9 protein-coding genes are annotated in these 17,096 nt (G+C 38.5%); all 9 read right to left on the bottom strand.

The annotated features are described in order from the left end of the window. Positions 1-24 precede the first annotated feature (24 nt). Positions 25-6,111 carry a tandem-95 repeat protein gene (locus B5D82_RS13325; protein ID WP_081152183.1) on the bottom strand — a complete coding sequence of 2,029 codons (6,087 nt, stop codon included), beginning with the start codon at positions 6,109-6,111 and terminating at the stop codon, positions 25-27. Positions 6,112-6,128: 17 nt separating this feature from the next. Then, positions 6,129-7,337: a FecR family protein gene (locus tag B5D82_RS13320; protein ID WP_081152181.1), complete on the bottom strand. Its 1,209-nt coding sequence runs from the start codon at positions 7,335-7,337 to the stop codon at positions 6,129-6,131. 9 nt (positions 7,338-7,346) lie between these two features. Next, entirely contained in the window at positions 7,347-8,666 is a 1,320-nt protein-coding gene (locus tag B5D82_RS13315) for a surface lipoprotein assembly modifier (protein ID WP_081152180.1), read from the bottom strand. Positions 8,667-8,954: 288 nt separating this feature from the next. Then, positions 8,955-9,578, bottom strand: a complete 624-nt coding sequence (gene eda / locus B5D82_RS13310) for a bifunctional 4-hydroxy-2-oxoglutarate aldolase/2-dehydro-3-deoxy-phosphogluconate aldolase (RefSeq protein ID WP_081152178.1) — start codon at positions 9,576-9,578, stop codon at positions 8,955-8,957. Between the two features lie 48 nt (positions 9,579-9,626). Then, positions 9,627-10,562 (bottom strand): sugar kinase, encoded by a 936-nt coding sequence (locus tag B5D82_RS13305; protein ID WP_081152177.1) that lies wholly within the window; start codon positions 10,560-10,562, stop codon positions 9,627-9,629. 52 nt (positions 10,563-10,614) lie between these two features. Continuing rightward, positions 10,615-11,913 (bottom strand): MFS transporter, encoded by a 1,299-nt coding sequence (locus tag B5D82_RS13300; RefSeq protein WP_081152175.1) that lies wholly within the window; start codon positions 11,911-11,913, stop codon positions 10,615-10,617. Further along, the gene (locus tag B5D82_RS13295) at positions 11,910-12,290 is read right to left on the bottom strand and encodes a cupin domain-containing protein (RefSeq protein WP_081152174.1); all 381 of its coding nucleotides are present in this window, start codon (positions 12,288-12,290) and stop codon (positions 11,910-11,912) included. The genes B5D82_RS13300 and B5D82_RS13295 overlap by 4 nt, the downstream gene beginning before the upstream one ends. Positions 12,291-12,299: 9 nt before the next feature. Further along, on the bottom strand, positions 12,300-14,480 hold the full coding sequence (locus B5D82_RS13290; RefSeq protein WP_094122880.1) for a heparinase II/III domain-containing protein: 2,181 nt from the start codon (positions 14,478-14,480) through the stop codon (positions 12,300-12,302). 85 nt (positions 14,481-14,565) lie between these two features. Continuing rightward, positions 14,566-16,836 (bottom strand): polysaccharide lyase 6 family protein, encoded by a 2,271-nt coding sequence (locus B5D82_RS13285; protein WP_081152171.1) that lies wholly within the window; start codon positions 16,834-16,836, stop codon positions 14,566-14,568. Positions 16,837-17,096: the final 260 nt, after the last annotated feature.

The following is a 17,096-nucleotide window of genomic DNA, read 5'->3' as shown; positions in this document are numbered from 1 at the left end:
ATTAGTTACCGCTTTAGAAAAAGGTTACTTTAATGTGTAATGACTAATATCAATATTATTTTTTTCTACACTATTGATATAACATTGACCAGCAACAATAAATGAACTGTTATTGAGTAAGATAATGGACTCTAGCTTTGCTGCATTTGGACAAGCTGGTGACCTAAAGTAACCATTATAATTAAATGCATTATCTAAACTGCCGTTGGATTTAATTCGGCCGATCATTTTCTTTTGTTTGACTAAACTAATGTCACTATAGCCAACCACTACAATATTATCATTGCTATCGATAACGGCATTAGTCACTCCTGCCTCAGCGCCCAACTCAAGTAGTGAGCTCATATCAAAAAACGCTTTACCGTCGCCAGAAAAACTTCCATCGAGTACGCCTGAAGTGCTTGATTTCACTATCACAATTTCCGCTGATGCTCCTAAGTCATTGCCGATCCAGTACAAGTCATTGTTACTATCAAAAAGCAATTGCTCAACGCTTTCATCAATACCCGAATTTGTATCAACGGTGACTGCATTATCAAGTGTTCCTGTTACTAAATATTTAGCCATTAACAGGTCTTTGTCGCCACTAAGGCGATTACCACCGGCATAAATATTGTCGATAGCATCAATAACAACGGTTATATAATCATCAGTATTAGCGCCAATAACATAGCCTGGCGTGCCTAAAGTATTAAATAGCGTATCAAGTGCACCTGCAGCAGTTAACCGTAAAACAAAAGCACTGTTACTACCGCTTTCAAAGTTACCTACGGCAATAAGTCTACCTTGGCTATCGGCTTTTACTTGATTAAATTGAATATTAGTCGCACTTATGGCCGAGGAGGTATAAACGCCATTAGTAGCAAAGCCAGTATCTAACAGGCCGTTTTGATCAATACGGGCAACAAAGCCATTAGTACTGATACCTTCAGTGACATTGCCATAAACAATAAAGTTGCCGCTAGCTAATTCAAACAGGCCATTAACCGTTGCAGTGGAGCCAATTTTTATTTGCTTATGACCATCAGAGTCAAACGTGGTATCTAAAGCACCGGCACTTGTTAGCCTAGTTAAAATGATATGCTTATTGGTAGTGTCATCAGCAGTTGATGCTACTAAATACTTATCTTTTTGAGCCCCATTTTGAATCTCAATAACTTGCGCAACGATATCATCTGATGGCGTGCTTGAATGGGTTAACGTGTGCTTACCATTAACAATATCATTGTTATTAAAAGCATCGCCGCTGGAATCAAAAGCACTGATAATCATGTTGTTATCACTGCCATCTTCGACATAGCCTGGCACCCACATACCTTTGCCGCTGTCTAAGCTCATCGCCCGGGCATAAGCATTAGCGCCACCATAATTTAGAGCTTGATAACCGTTAATGCCATAGTTAGCAGTATCAACACTGCCATCAAGTAAAATACGCGTAGCAAATGGCTGATAATTACTGCCATTAAATACGTTACCGGTCAAATGTAAATCATCATCCCCGTAATTATAGGTGTAACTAGTAAACTCACTCTTACCAGTGCTTGGCACACCATCAACATCGTAAATTGCCACTCCGTTAGTACCAAAACCCGGTACATAAGCAGCATAACTGTCTAATTCAATAATAAAGGCATCTTGCTCACCATTAGCCAAAACTGTAGAGCCGGCTATATGTGCCGTGTGCTCACCGAATCCGGTATTCTCGCCATCGATAGCCCCCACTTTATCATCAGTGCCAATACCGCCCACGTCATAAGTTACTGGTGTACTACTATTAAATTTCAAATAATTACCATCGGAATTTTTGGGGTTAAATATCCATGCGAAAATATCGTAATCGCCATCTGCCGTTAAAACATTACCGGCAATCATAGCCTCATTATTATGCGGGTTGTATACGGCGATACCTTCATCATCTAAACCTAAACCGGTAATATCGAGCATAATATGGGGCGAATAAACAACCTCCACATTGTTAACAAAAGTGGTCGATGCTTGAAAATTGCCATCTTTATCTACTCTAATCACCAATAGGTCATCATCAGTAGCGCCCTTCACTTTACCTACGGCTACGACTGTATCAATGTCAGTAAGTGGCTTTCCCTGCTCAGCAGGTATTACAAAAGCAACCGCGTCATTTATCGTGAGAATTTTTTGCTCGGTAGTACAACGTAAGCCACTGTCACCAAAGCTGACATTGATATCACCGATGTTATTGACCTTAATAAAACAGACTTCCGTATAGCTGTCTTCATTGCGTTCGAAGGTTATGAAATAGTCACCTGCTATTGCAACAATCGCTTTAGCATATTCATTCGCGCCATAATCGAAGGTTTTTATACCGTTGGTGCCAAAACCAGCATCTAAAGTACCGTCGTTGTTATACGCCACCATATAAATATCTTTATCGACGTTATCTATGCTACCGACAAAATACACTTTAGTGCCGTCAGAAACTGAGTCGGTTAACTGTGCTTGAGTTTTCAAGCCAGTTAATTCTAGCGAACCAAAAGCTGTGAGACCAAAATTTGCTTCTTCGGTTATTGCTGCATCTCCAAGTATATCAATTATATTAATGGTAACTGCAACATTGCTAGATTCTGCAATTGGGGTGCCATTGTCAGTAATAGTGACTGTTAAGGCATGTTGGATATTAGTTTCAAAATCTAAAGGATTAATACCTTTTACCGTGATAATTCCGCTTGATGGGTCGATTTGAAACAGGCTAATATCGCCAGAGGTAAGTGAATATACCAGCTTGTCATTTTCTATATCGCTAGCGCTAATGGTGCCAACTACGTCACCATCAGTTGCTGTTTCATTAATGCTAAAGGTATAAGAGCTTGCATCAGGAATAGGCGCATCGTTTACCGCTAATATATTAAGCTCAACCGTAATGGTTTCGCTCTCATCAACACCATCACTCACTTTATAAGTAAAACTGTCTGCGCCATTGACGTTCAGGGTAGGCACATAATTGAACGAGCCATCACTATTAACCGTTAAACTGCCGTTAGTTGTATCATCCGACACTGAAGTTACCGTTAGCGTGTCATCCTCCACATCACTCGTGCCACTTAACAGGTTTTCAGCATCGGTGACTAATTTATTTAACGGACTATCTTCATCAAATGTAAAGCTTTTGGTCGTACTCGCAACCACAGGAACATCATTAACAGCATGAACAATTAAAGTGACAGTTGCTTGTGCTGTGCCACCTTTACCGTCACTGATTTTATAGGTAAAACTGTCCTGGCTGAAGAAATCAGCATCTGGCACATAAGTGAATGAACCATCAGTATTTAGCGTTAAAGTACCATTACTCACACCTGATACCGGCTTGCTATCTACCGTTAAAGTGTCACCATCGCCATCGGTGTCATTACTTAACAACTGGTCACCATCAGTAACCGCCCTAACCCAAGTAAAATCTTCATTAAAACTATAGCTGTCATCAACGGCAATAGGTATTTCATTAATAAGATTGACCGTTAGTGTAACGGTTGCTTGTGCCGTACCACCATTTCCGTCCATAACTTGATAAGTAAAGCTATCAACACCACTGAAATTAAGGTCAGGTATATAACTGAACGAGCCATTGCTATTCAGTGTTAAATTCCCGTTGCTAACATCCGCCAATGGTTGTGTATTTAGCGTAGCACGCGTCTTAGTTTTCGCTGGGCTAGCCACTGGAGTGGTATCAACAGTTAACGTGTCACCATCAACATCACTGTCATTTGATAGTAAATTGTTATTATCGGTAACTAGAATAGTCAACCCCGTATCTTCAGCCAAACTATAGCTATCATCCAACGCTATTGGCGCATCATTTATCGGTAGTACCGTTAGTAGCAGTGAGCCTGTTTCGGCTAAATTGATATTATCTGTCATGACATAAGTGACATTGATTTGACCAAAAAAGTCTTGTGCAGGTGTTATGTTAAGCTTACCGTTAACAATGGTTGCAGTGCCGTTTTCAAGGCTCACCGAAACTAAGGAGAGTGTATCTCCTTCTTTATCAATATCGTTAGCTAATACATCAACAACCACACTGGAGTCTTCATTCGTCGACGCCACATCATCAACGGCTATTGGGCTGTCATTTAGTGGTAAAACATCGATATTAACATTAGCGGTATTGGTCAGTCCCGAGGAGCTGATAACTTGATAAGTAAAACTATCGACACCGTTAAAATCAGTATTCGGCGTGTAGCTAAAACTGCCATCTACAGCTAAAACTAAAACACCATTTTGCGGCGTGTTTACAGCTCTTGTATTAACGGTTAGCTGAGCGTTGTCAAAATCTACATCATTCACCAACAGGCCAGATGATGCGTCAACAACTAGCTTTACATCTTCTTCTGTTAGGTAATTATCATCAAGGGCAATCGGTATATCAGCTGTTGGGTTGATAGTAATACTAACAAAGGCTTGCGCGAGAATATCGGCTGAATTTTTTATCTGATATTGAAACTGATCTATGCCGGTAAAGTTACTGTTAGGAATATAGGTAAATGTACCATCTAAGGCTAAATTTAATTGCCCGTGTTGCGGCTCTATCAATAGACTTTCTAATAGTTCAAATGACAAGCCATTCGGATCACTATCATTCGCTAAAATGCCTGAGCCCACAGTGCCAATAATTAACGTATTGTCTTCATCAACCGTGTAAGTATCATTAAGAGCGGTCGGAGGTAGAATATTTCCATTCGGTACTATCGTTACTGTCGCTGTTGCAGAACCACCCTGGCCATCAATAACTTGATACTCAAACTGGTCGTTTTCCGACAATACGCCAACAGACTGATAAGAAAAGCTGCCATCAGCATTTATAATTACCTTACCAAGCTGAGGAGAAGTAATGGCTGTTGTTATAACTTGTAGATCATCACCGTCAATATCAGAATCATTACTTAATAAGTTGGTATCGGCAGCATTAATTTCACCGCTAGCATCAACACCATAAGTATCAGCTACCGCAGTCGGGTTATCATTTATCGGTAAAACTTCGAAGATAGCTGTTGCTTCAGCTGTTGCGCCTTCCGCATCAATAATTCTATAGCTAGCACTGTCTGTACCATTAAAGTTTAAGCGCGGTGTATAGGTAAAGTTACCTATGTCATCAAAAGTTAATGTGCCATTAAATGGCTGAAGCGTAACACTGTCTAGTGTGATAACTTGTCCATCTGGATCAACATCATTGTCTAATACGTTAACGTTTAAGGTTTCATCTTCGTTAACTTGATAATTATCATTATTAGCAATCGGCGCTAAATTAGCGACTCCACCCAGTTTAGCAATGCTGTAAGGTACAGATTTACCGCTTTCGCCACCACTATCTATACCAGTAACCAGTAAGTGATAGTTTTTGGTGGGATCAGCGTCAGTAAATTGAGCTGTTGTGCCATTAATAGCAAGTTGTTGCAGACCATTATCAAGTTCTATGGCATTGGATGAGGTTATTCCAACCTCTGTAGCTGCATATAAATTATAACGTTCTAGTTTCGAGTTACCTGACCATGAAACAGAGATAACTGAGTTTTCTCGGCTAGCACTAATGGCTGAAATTTGAATAGGTTGCCAATTAACACTCAGAGCATCGACAACAGCACTATTGCCTAAATTGTCTTCAACAACCAGCTCTATTCGTAAAGAGCCACCAATTTCATTAGCAAACTGTGGGTTAAACCCGGTAATTGTAGCTTGAAAATCGAGGGCACAGTTTTCTGAGCATAAAACGAAGCTTCGCTCAGCGTTAGGTAAATAAAGTGAGACTTTATTCATTACATCAGTGTCTGCTGCACTAACACCTAAGGTTAAATTTCCTTCAACATTGCCGTTTGAACTTGCATGTCGCAGTGTACCTGTTGCATTAGAAAAGCTCGTACTTACCGTGCTATTGCTGACGCTTTCGGTGCCAGCGACTTTTTTTGCTACCAACAAAGTGGTACCGGTTTGGCCCGTTAAGTCTATCGTAGGTCCAGCTGAAGGCTGTGGTACTGTTATTATGGGTGCTGCACTGCTCGTTTCTTTTGCAGACTCTGACCCACCGCCACCACAAGCTGTTAGGCTCAATAAAGCAATAATATATATACATCTATTAATATACATTTTTATAATCCTAAAGTTTATGGACGAATATTAAATGAGCCGTCAGCATTCACTGATGGGTTATTAATTTCTTTTAAGTTAAAGCCACCAATAATTTCGTCTAAACCGTTAGCGAAAGCGGCAAATATAATGCCATCTGCTTTATTATTACCATGTGAAGCGAAGTTAATACCTAAATCAAGTTGGTCAACATTAATCAAACCTGAATAAGCCGCAAACCACTCACCTTGGCTGTCGGAAAAACTTAATGTGCCTTCTGGAATAGCAGCATTATCAAAATCAATAGTCATGCTCATGGCGAAATCGTTCACTTGACCAACGCTTGAGTTAATCGTGCTTTGAATAACATTATTATAGGCAAGTGTTCCTGTGCGTTCTGCTATCAATTCTTCGATAGGTAAACCGTTAATCCCCTGCCATTCAGACTCGGTGTAAACGTTACTCTCTGCTGGGTTACTATCATTATCCAATGCATCGTTACTGAGAGGACTTACGCCAGAATCTGCAATGGAGTCTTGTGGAGATTGATTAGTGTCTGTATCAGAACCTTCATCGGCAGCGTCTTCGGATGATACGTCAGAAAAGCCTAAAGAGATAATAGCGGGTGCTTGTGTCATCCGCTTTATTTGACCTTGAGCATTAACAGAAGCAAAGGTAAAATCTTCAGTACTGCCTAATGACAAAATACTTTGATCATTTAATCTCACATCAATATTACCGCTATAAACAGCAAAAAAGGTTTCTTCTCCAACAACTTCTACGGCAAAGTGCGTACCACGAATACCAATACTGCCTACCGGTGTTTTGACTTGATAGTCACCACCCGACTTTTTAATTAAACCACTGATTGAGCGCAAACCACCATTTACTACCTCTAAAGTAGCTGACGCTTCACCTGCTTCAGGATTATATTTATAATTACTGATCAGAATTTCTGTATTTTCTTTTAAAGTAATTAAACCGCCATCAGACATACTAAATTGGGCTTTACTTTTATCACCGGTGGTAATGTTATCGACACTGAAGATTTCAGAGCGCCGTTTCAGTTTTCGCTTTTCTTTGCTGGCTTGATCGTATGCTTCAACTTTACCTTTGGCTAAAATCGTTTTACCCGCTACATCACTTGCTAGTACCGTGTGGCTAATGCTCATCACCAATGTAAAAACACTAATAAGTTTAATAGTTTTAAACATTTTTTTGTTATCTAAAAACTTTAAATTATTCATAGTTTGCTCCTAAAAGCTCATACGAGCAGATAAATTAATTTCAGCTCGTTGATAGGAAAAAAGTGCTAAGTTGCTGTCTTTGTCTTGCATGTTAGCGCTTAATTGATAAGACCATCTTGTGGAATCTTTATATAAAATCGAAGTGCTAAATAACCACATATCATCAACTTGCTTTTCTAAAAAGAATGGATGTTGATGCTGATAAGCTTGATGCTGAAAACTAATATTTGCACTGGCTAGCCAGAATTGATTAATGGCAAAATTCGCCATGTAACTAATAGCATTTGTTTTTTTGCTATTGTGCTGGCTTTCAACAAATTCACTTTCTTCTTCTGAATATACAATTGAAAGCGCATGTCGCCACCTTTGCATAATATACTGAGCAGATATTTGCAAAGAAGCATCATCAGTATTTAATAAACGATTAATGTCATTTTTCGACTTTCCAACAAAGGCCTGACCAGAAAGAAGCCATTGTTTATCTATAGTTTTATTTATCCCAACCGTAGCGCCATATTGTGTTCTGTAATAGCTACCATCTAACCATAGCGGAACGGCTCTAACCCCAGCGCTGGCACTAAAAGCATCAAAATCTTTCTGGTATTGAAGGTTAGTACGCACTGTAAATCGATTATATTCAGAATCACTAGTAAAATAGTGTAATTTACTGGTGCCTGAAAAGGTTAATTTAGACGATTGAGTTAAAGCTTTACTGCCGACTAATTGATACCCGAGTGCTAAATAACTATCACTATTTTCTTTACTGTTTTCAGACAATATAATGTCTTGATCTAAAAAAGGTAGGTATATATTATCTTCGCTTGTACCGGCATTAATGTTCGAGTCGTAGCCTAAGTTAACATTTACTGATTGCTGAATAACTAAAGATTGACTGCTCAAAGCGGCAACAGAAATATTATTCAGGTTTGCTGCGGACTGTTTTAATTTAGGAGAAATAGTTTCTGCTTTACTTAAGGATTGGGTTATCTCAATGGCACCATGATAGTTTTTCATCGTGTAATAGGCGCTAGCAAGATAATATTGAGCGTCTAACCAACTAGGTTGATTCGCGACTACGCGTTCAAAAGCATAAACAGCACGTTCATTTTCTTGTACTTTCATTGCCGCTAGGCCGTAAAGAAAATCAAAATCAACGTCGCCCAAGTGGACTGCTTCAAGTGTTGTTGCTAATTGCCAAGCACTTGCACTTTCATTATTTTGAATTTTCTCTCTTAATTGCGTAAAAGCACCGTTATCTCGAAACGTTTTGGCATCAATTGCTTCACTGGTGAGCAACAACAAGAAAATAACTAATAGAATTTTCTTCACTCTACCTTCCTAGTCTGAATAAAATGATTACTGTATTCAACCGTATTAGCGCTGTAAATGCAATAAAATTGTAAATCTGGCTTGATTTAAATAACAAAAAAAAGATGTGATATATTGTTGTATCGCTATATTAAGCGTCGTGCGCAGGCGTATTTCAGCATAATGACTGTATGTAACGAAACAGGTTAATTGTTACAAAAAATAACAGATCAGTTTTTCATTTTTGACGGGAAAATATACGAGAATAAGCCAAGGTTAGGTTTTATTGGCTTATTCTCGTGATTAGCTTTAATCGAGACCTTGTGCGGTTTTACACGCTGAAGTTATTTTTGACCAATCTTTATTTGCAACCCATTCAGGGTTAACAATCCAAGTACCACCTACAGCAAATACATTAGTTAACGCTAAAAATTCTTGTTGATTTTTTTCGTTAATGCCACCGGTAGGACAAAAAGTAATGTCTTTAAAAACTGATCCCATAGCTTTTAAAAAGGGTGCGCCACCAGATAATGAAGCAGGGAATAATTTTAGCTCGGTATAGCCAAATTCTCTCGCTAAAAGTATGTCTGAACTATTCGACACACCGGGCAGCACTGGAACCTTACAATTATCTAAATGTGTTAATAAGCTACTTGAGATGGTTGGCGTAATAATAAAGTCACTACCGGCTGCAAGCGCTTGCTTTAAAATGTCAGCGTCGAGAACCGTACCTGCACCTACTTTTAAATCTGGCAGCTCAAGTTTAATGGCTTTAATAATATCAATTGATGCTTGCGTTCTCAGCACCACTTCAACCAAACCGATACCGGCTGCAGCCATGGCTTTAGCAATTTCTAGCCCTTGAGAAACTGAATCTGCTTGAATAATAGGGAGCAATTTTTGCTTTCCCATTAAAGTGGAAAATAATGTCATGAATATTCCTTTAAAGAAGTATATATAATCGTTAACTGATGTTAAAAATTAGCTAACTATAAATTGTTTATAAGCCTGCTTATCTACAATCGCGCCTTTATGCTGAATAACAAATCCAGCAGCTTTTGATGCTAAAGCAATTGAGTCAGCAACTGAGTGCCCGTTAATACGCGAACCGAGATAAACGCCATTAAATGAATCGCCAGCAGAGGTTGTATCCACTACGTTTTCAACCGGTGTGATGTCAAATTTAGTAGTTTCGCCATTAACAACGACTAAAATTCCTTGTTCACCATTTTTGATAACTAATTCATTGACACCAAACTGCTGACAATACTCGTTCACTTCTTCAGCGCTTATCATGCCAAATAATTGTTCAAAATCGTCAACGCCCGGCAGTGATAAATCAGACTTTTGTAATGCTAACTCAAACTGCACTTGAGCTTCTTTAGCGTTACTCCACAAGCGAGGTCGATAGTTCGGGTCAAAGACTATTTGTACTCCACCAGCTTTTAATTTATCAATTAAAGTCCAGAAATCATCCCTTGCTTCAGGCTCTATAACCGCCAAAGAAATGCCTGAGAAGAAAAACATATCTCCTTTAGATAATTCGCTAATAGCATCATCATTAATATGTTGCATTACTTGACGAGCAGCTGAGTTTTCACGCCAATATGAGAAGCTACGCTCACCTTGTTCGTCAAGTTGTATCGAATATAGACCAGGGATTTTTGTTGCTGATTTATAGACAAAATTAACGCCAATATTTTCACTGGTAAAATAGTTGATCATATCAAGGCTAAATTGGTCTTCACCTACGGCGGTAACTAAATGCACGTTTAGATCAGCGAAAGTGCGTTTTAGATACACTGCAGTGTTAAAAACATCTCCAGCAAACGATTGTTTCATTGTCTTCGATGACTTCTCTTGAGAAGTAGTCATCAATTCAATCATACATTCACCGAATAAAAAAATGTTCTTCATTTACATAGCCTTTTTAACTTTAATTGAAATTTATCGATCATTAATTATCGAATTACTTAGCTTTTAATGGCTCAATTTTTGGAATAAGAATCCAAACCGCTGCCATGGCGATAACCGCTAAGGATGCACCAATAACGAATGCAGGAGTATAATTACCATCAGCCGTTAAAAATGGTACTAGTGCTGTTAAGCCTAATGCACCCAATTTTGCCGCCATACCTGAGAAACCTGAAAGCGTACCAACAGATTTTTTACCGTACAGATCACTTGGCAATGTTTGAAGATTACTAATAACCGTTTGAAAACCAAATAAAATAACCGCCATAATCATAACCGCTGTAGTAGGTCCACCAGGACTTGCCATCGCTAATAGCGCGGGTAACATAATCAAACAACCTAAGGTAATGGTTAATTTACGTGTTTTATCTACATTCCAACCTGCTTTTATACGATTTTGTGCGAGTAGACCACCAAACCAAGCACCTAACATGGCACCAACATAAGGCACCCAGCCATAGATACCAATAGATTTAACGTCCATGCCGTAGACTTCGTTCAGATAGATCGGAATCCAGAATACAAATAACCACCAAATAGGGTCAATCGCCGCAGAAGCAATAATAACGCCCCAGCTTTCTTTACGAGAAAGTAACTCGCGCGTTGTAGGATTAAACTCTTCTACTTCCTCTTTAAGCGCTGTAGTGTCTGTATCTCGTTGACCTGTTAAAATATAAGCGCGCTCTTCGTCAGTAATCCAAGGATGAGACTTCGGTGGAGCTTTCACCAATATTATCCAAGGTATAAGCCACAATAATCCAACTAAACCTATAACGACAAAGACCATTTGCCAGCTAAAATACACGGTCATGTAAGCCACTAACGGAATGGCAATAATACCGCCGATAGCAGCGCCTGAGTTAAAGATACCTTGTGCTAAAGCACGCTCTTTGGTCGGAAACCAATCCGCATTACTTTTAGCGGCTCCAGGCCAGTTTCCAGCTTCAGCCACACCTAAAATTGCGCGGAAAATACTAAAACTAAGTACCCCTTGAGCAAATGCATGAGCAGCTGTTGCAAGTGACCAAACACCTATAGATAGTACAAAACCTACACGTGTACCTACCCAGTCAAATATTTTGCCAAATATAGCTTGACCAAAGGCATAAGATAAGATGAAAACCATCGAAATATTGGCATATATTTGCTTACGTTCAAAAGCCGATTCATCAGGAAATAAATCTTCTACGATATCTGGCCATAGTACGGCAAGGGCTGAACGGTCAATATAGTTTATAACTGTGGCGAGTGCGATTAAGGCAATAACCCACCACCGAAGGTTTTTAATTTTCATACGCTACTTTCCTTATTATTAATATGATCAAAAGCACCTTCTTCGACAAAGTCTTCGCGTGCAGGGCTAAAAGTATCGATTAAAATACCACCGGTAGGACATGTAGCACCGTGATCGGCATGAGGAGGCATAAAACAACTATCACCGGCTTTTAAAATTGTAGTTACGCCATCAATGTTAAAGTGAAACTCCCCTTCAACCACATAAGTAACTTGTGAATGTCTGTGTGCGTGATTATAGCCAACTGCACCTTTTTCAAACCAAATTTTAACTGCCATCAACTCATGGTTGTAACCTAACATTTGACGCTTTAATCCGCCGCCTATGTCTTCAATTTCTGTTTCGTTACCAAATAAAAAATGTTCACTCTGACTCATGACTGACTCCTACTGTTTAATGTCGAATAATTTAAAACGGCCATCGAATTGATATTTAGAGCCATTAAATGAAAATGTATTTAATTGATTATTTTTTGTGGTATTAACCGCTAACAAATAATGCTTGTTATTGCTAAAGACAATATCAACTAAGTCTATATTATTGATTTTTTTATACGTCAAAGCTTCTACTTTGCTAACCGCGGAAATAGTAAACTCTTTGGATGGGTTATATTCTCCATGCGGCTCTAAAACGCTAACAAATGTATGGTTTTTAGCATGGGATTTACGGGTTATATAAGCGTTTTCATTACGTAAATTAAACAGAGGATCGTTTGCACCAATTTGGCTAAATATTAATGAGGCATCGCCGTCCATAATGCTTGAGCTAGTATAAAATCTACCGTTGTCATTTAACCACGTTATTTGCGCTAAGCCAGCTTTAGGTTGAGCTTGTGCTTTCAACCATAAATGTTGATAACCATTCTCTTTACCTAACACAGGCAGGCTAGTTAGTTGGGTGGCTAAGGTAAAGTTGGTACTAATTAAATGACCTTTAAAATGCACAGGCAAATCATACTGGTGTTCTTCGTTTGAATTAACATCAAAAATATCAACCACCAACGATTGCTCGTGATCTTGCTTGCTTTGCCTAGGTAAGTTAATTAATGCCATAGTTCGCTTTAGAGAAACGCCTTTATAAGCACTATCAATTTGCGCTGAACTGACCGTTGCATGTTCATTTTTAGCAAAAAACAATAATTCTGGGTGATTAGCATTACCCATTTCAACATTCGCATTAAAGTGTGATTTTTCATCAACGACCACAGTATTATGCGCGACAGTTTGTTTTGCCCAAGTGTCATTTTCAGGCAAATAACGACCGCCGTATTTTGCTTCAACATTAAGGAAACGAGCCGCACCATAGTCTGAAACGATTTCTTCACCTTTATCGTAAAACTGCCAAGTAAGTTTATCAAAATGGCCATGACCTAGTCCCTGAGCCGCCGGTTTAAATAATACCGCTTGCTCTCCACCAACATCTTGACGCATTACAACAAGCGCACCTTGCTTACCGTCATTACCATCGCCGAAGGCAACCGACTTAAATTTATAAGACGTGTCTAAGTTTTTATCTAAAGCATTCGCTACTTTTAAACCATCACCGGTTAAAATAACTTGGTCTTGCTGTCTAGCAATATCGAGTAAAGATGAATCTTCGGTTAATCCATAAGCGATGGTCACACCATTAACTAACTCAATAGTATCAATGCCTTTACTTTTTATAGCATCGTTTATAGGAAAGAAAAGCTTGTTGTAACTTAACTGAATAGTAGTATCAATAGCCTTTAATACAATACCATCGCGATATTGAAATATTTCTCGTTCCGGCTGATTGGTTTGAATTGCTTTAGCGAAGGTAACAAACGGCATTAGCGCATATCGTTGATAATATGGGCCTTCATTGTAATAACCTTGAGGAGAAAATAACTCATCAAGTTGCCTTAAAAACCCACCGGTACCTGATTTATCTAAACCATAAAGTGCTTGTTCAACCCATTCTTGCTCACCAAGCACATAACCGGTCATACCAACAGCTGCGGTAGTCCAGGTACCATGATTATGTACTTTATTAAATGTTTCTGGCGACTCAACAGATAAAAACTTAACGACTGGGCGAAACAAACCATTTTCTATTTCCGTTTTTTCGTTAGCGGTTAATGAACTTAAAATAAGGTCGTACGCTTGGCTGGTATACACTAACCAAACAGCTTCGTTTAAACTTTGCCAAAACAATTTACCTGGATTTTGTTTGCCCATTTTTCTTTTTGGGTGCAAAGGTAATGTCGGATAAAGCTTGGCATATTCGAGTAACATGTCACGCACATAACTGGCATATTTTTCATCTTGAGTTAATTGATAAACAATACCCGCGTCGTACATTAACTTATAGTTCTTCTTGTGGCGTTCATGAGTATAGCCACCGCCGCCATCTGCGGGTAAAGGCACGGTGATCACCTGTGCTATTTGTTCATCGACAGATAATTTACTCGCCACAAAAGCTTTCGTGAACTGTCCATCTTTTTGAATAGCGCCTCGCATATCTTTCACATCAGCCGTGCTGATTACTAGATTAGGGCTTGTCCTAGCCATTACCTTAGTACTCGCCAACAACGTAAAAACTACCATAGCGATTAAAAATATAATTCTGCTAGTTACATTGAATGATGAGTTAACAAATACTGTTTGATTATAATTTTTCATAGCGAAGCTCTTAATTAGATTGCTTGTTATTTGATAGCACAGCAGTGTGTGGACCTAATGCATGCAACTCTTTTACGCTAGGCGATGCTGTTTGCTTAAATAGGTTGTTTTTAACCGCGGTAATAGGCTCACCCACCGTATGTTCAATAACAATATTTGCTGTGTTATTAAAAGTGTTACTTTCGACGTTAGTCACCTGTACGCCGTGTAAGTAGAGACTTGAAGCTGATTTATTACGTTTACCTTTACCACTATTTTTAATGGTATTATCAAACATAGCTAAATGTGGACCAAAAGTACTTTCATCGGTGCCACCGCGATATAAATTAACTAAAGCGCCTTGCACATTATCAAAGGTATTATTCTTTAAGATTACATATTCAGCATTATAAATACCTAAGTCCTCAATCTCTTTATTTAGGCGCAGGAAATCTCCGGTAATATTGCTAAAATGGTTATCTGTTAATTCAATATAGTCTGCAAACGAGCCATTGCCGGCATCAAAAAAGTGGAATGAATGATTGATATCAAGTGCGCTAACCTTGCTATTACGCATTACAAAGCGATAGTTATAAACCATGCCCCACTTTTGAGAACGAACCAAGGTATTACCTGAAGCGTCAGGACTATTACTACCATTAATATCTAAACCATCAATCGTTAAGCTACCGCCATCAGAAATTTGAAATAATGTAGAACGTTGAAAAGTAACAATTGCCTTACCTTGATTTTTAGCTTTAATTGATATTGTTTTGTTAATATCAATAATTTTCCTAGCATTATATTCGCCATCGGCCAAAATAAGTACGTCGCCGTTATCGGCAGCTAGCACGGCATTAAATAATGCGTCATCTTCAGCTTTTACTTGAATAGTTTTACCTGATTCAAAAGCGACTAAACCTTCTGTTTTTGCATACCAATTTGGACCGGTTGCTGATTTTAAAACGGGAGTTAAATTCTTTTTAGCGCCTTTAGCAGCAAGCTTTGCGTTTATAGGGTAAAGCAAACCATTTTTAGCACGCTTAAGTTCAATTTTTTGTTGGTTAATGCCTGACGCCAGAGACTTAATTGCTACCGTATTAGCGACATTATCTTTAAATTTAATCCCGCTAACATCATCAAACAATGTAAATGGCTGCTGACCGTCTTCATTAAAAATCAAGTTGTTTTGTATCGTTGAACTAATTGGTACCGCACTTCTCTCTTTATCGCTTCCAGCGGCTAGTTGAATATGTTTAACATTAATGAAAGAGTTATTTTCAACTAAAGCATTCTCAACTTGGTGATAACGGTTAATTGATGAATTAGGTACACCATTCATGACAGTAAAGCCACTACCAAAACGATAGCCTGTTAGCCCTTCAAGGTAGTTATTACGAATAATTTGATCTTTATTTATAACGCGGATACCGCCAGTATGGTCAACACCATTGCCAAGAAAAACATTCTCTTCAATTATATTGCCATTACCATGGCGTAAGGTCAGTGTGCCTCTTGATTCGAAAAACACATTATTACGAATTTCATTTTTACCTGATTTAACTGAGATTATTTCTACCTCACCATCACAACGATCGAAATAGTTATTTTCAACCACGGTAAATGAATTCGATAATGAATAATGACTAGTCCCTATGCGAAGTGTTTCACCGCCATTAGATCCTAGTATTGGACGCGGCCCGAAATAATTGTGATCTATTTTATGATGGTTCTCTTGGCTTTCTTTAGTATTGAGACGAACAGCAACCGTTACACCTTTATTTCGTTTACCGCTTAAATAGTTGTGATCTAAGCGATTATATTGACCATATATGGCAACCCAATAATCAGATTCACGTTTATCTGGATTACTGAAGTTATCAATAACAACTTCAGTAACACGTGAATGATAGGCTAAGCTGTCTTTGTTACTTCTAAACGCAACAACGGCACTGCTCGGTGTAAAGCCATCTTTAAATACCAAGCCAGAAACAATTAAGTGTTTCCCTGCTAAACGCAAGTTTGATTGCCCTGTTAGGATAACTTTACCTTTAGTTTGTGCTTTTAAGGTTATCGGCTTTTCTTTTGTTCCGTTTCCTTCAAACAGAATTTCGAAATCATTCCATGTACCATTAGACAACACTATATTGTCACCTGCTTTAACTTTTTTTAGCGCATTTTTATAAGCCACTTGGTCATCAACCAACCATTCTTTAGCAAAAAGCGTCTTGGTAGTTAACGCCAAGCATAATGTTATGGTGAGACAACATAATAAGTAGGGTGATAATTTTGTTTGCTGCATAAAATAACCTATAAAATTAAAGTGTAAAATTTGACGAATTATTAATAATGATCAAATAACGCCAACATATTCTTATTAATTAAACTGAGCTTACCTAAATACGTGCCGTAGCACATTCAGCATAGACGGGCTTTCTAGCGCCATTTCTACTGCAACAAAATAGGTCACACATTACTTCTAAATAACAATCAATCCAATTTAACTGATATCAATAGCGATTGTCAACCAAATCACATTACCAAGCAAACCTTAATTGGTAA

Source organism: Cognaticolwellia beringensis (assembly GCF_002076895.1).
GTDB classification, from domain to species: domain Bacteria; phylum Pseudomonadota; class Gammaproteobacteria; order Enterobacterales; family Alteromonadaceae; genus Cognaticolwellia; species Cognaticolwellia beringensis.
The sequence above is the reverse complement of the archived record's forward strand: the minus strand, read 5'-3'. Positions and strand labels throughout refer to the sequence as shown.

Bases quoted from the DNA above. Each gene is read 5' to 3' on its own strand.
- B5D82_RS13285 (WP_081152171.1), bottom strand. From the start codon at position 16,836: ATGCAGCAAACAAAATTATCACCCTACTTATTATGTTGTCTCACCATA.
- B5D82_RS13320 (WP_081152181.1), bottom strand. From the start codon at position 7,337: ATGAATAATTTAAAGTTTTTAGATAACAAAAAAATGTTTAAAACTATT.
- B5D82_RS13325 (WP_081152183.1), bottom strand. From the start codon at position 6,111: ATGTATATTAATAGATGTATATATATTATTGCTTTATTGAGCCTAACA.
- B5D82_RS13295 (WP_081152174.1), bottom strand. From the start codon at position 12,290: ATGAGTCAGAGTGAACATTTTTTATTTGGTAACGAAACAGAAATTGAA.
- B5D82_RS13290 (WP_094122880.1), bottom strand. From the start codon at position 14,480: ATGGTAGTTTTTACGTTGTTGGCGAGTACTAAGGTAATGGCTAGGACA.
- B5D82_RS13305 (WP_081152177.1), bottom strand. From the start codon at position 10,562: ATGAAGAACATTTTTTTATTCGGTGAATGTATGATTGAATTGATGACT.
- eda (WP_081152178.1), bottom strand. From the start codon at position 9,578: ATGACATTATTTTCCACTTTAATGGGAAAGCAAAAATTGCTCCCTATT.
- B5D82_RS13300 (WP_081152175.1), bottom strand. From the start codon at position 11,913: ATGAAAATTAAAAACCTTCGGTGGTGGGTTATTGCCTTAATCGCACTC.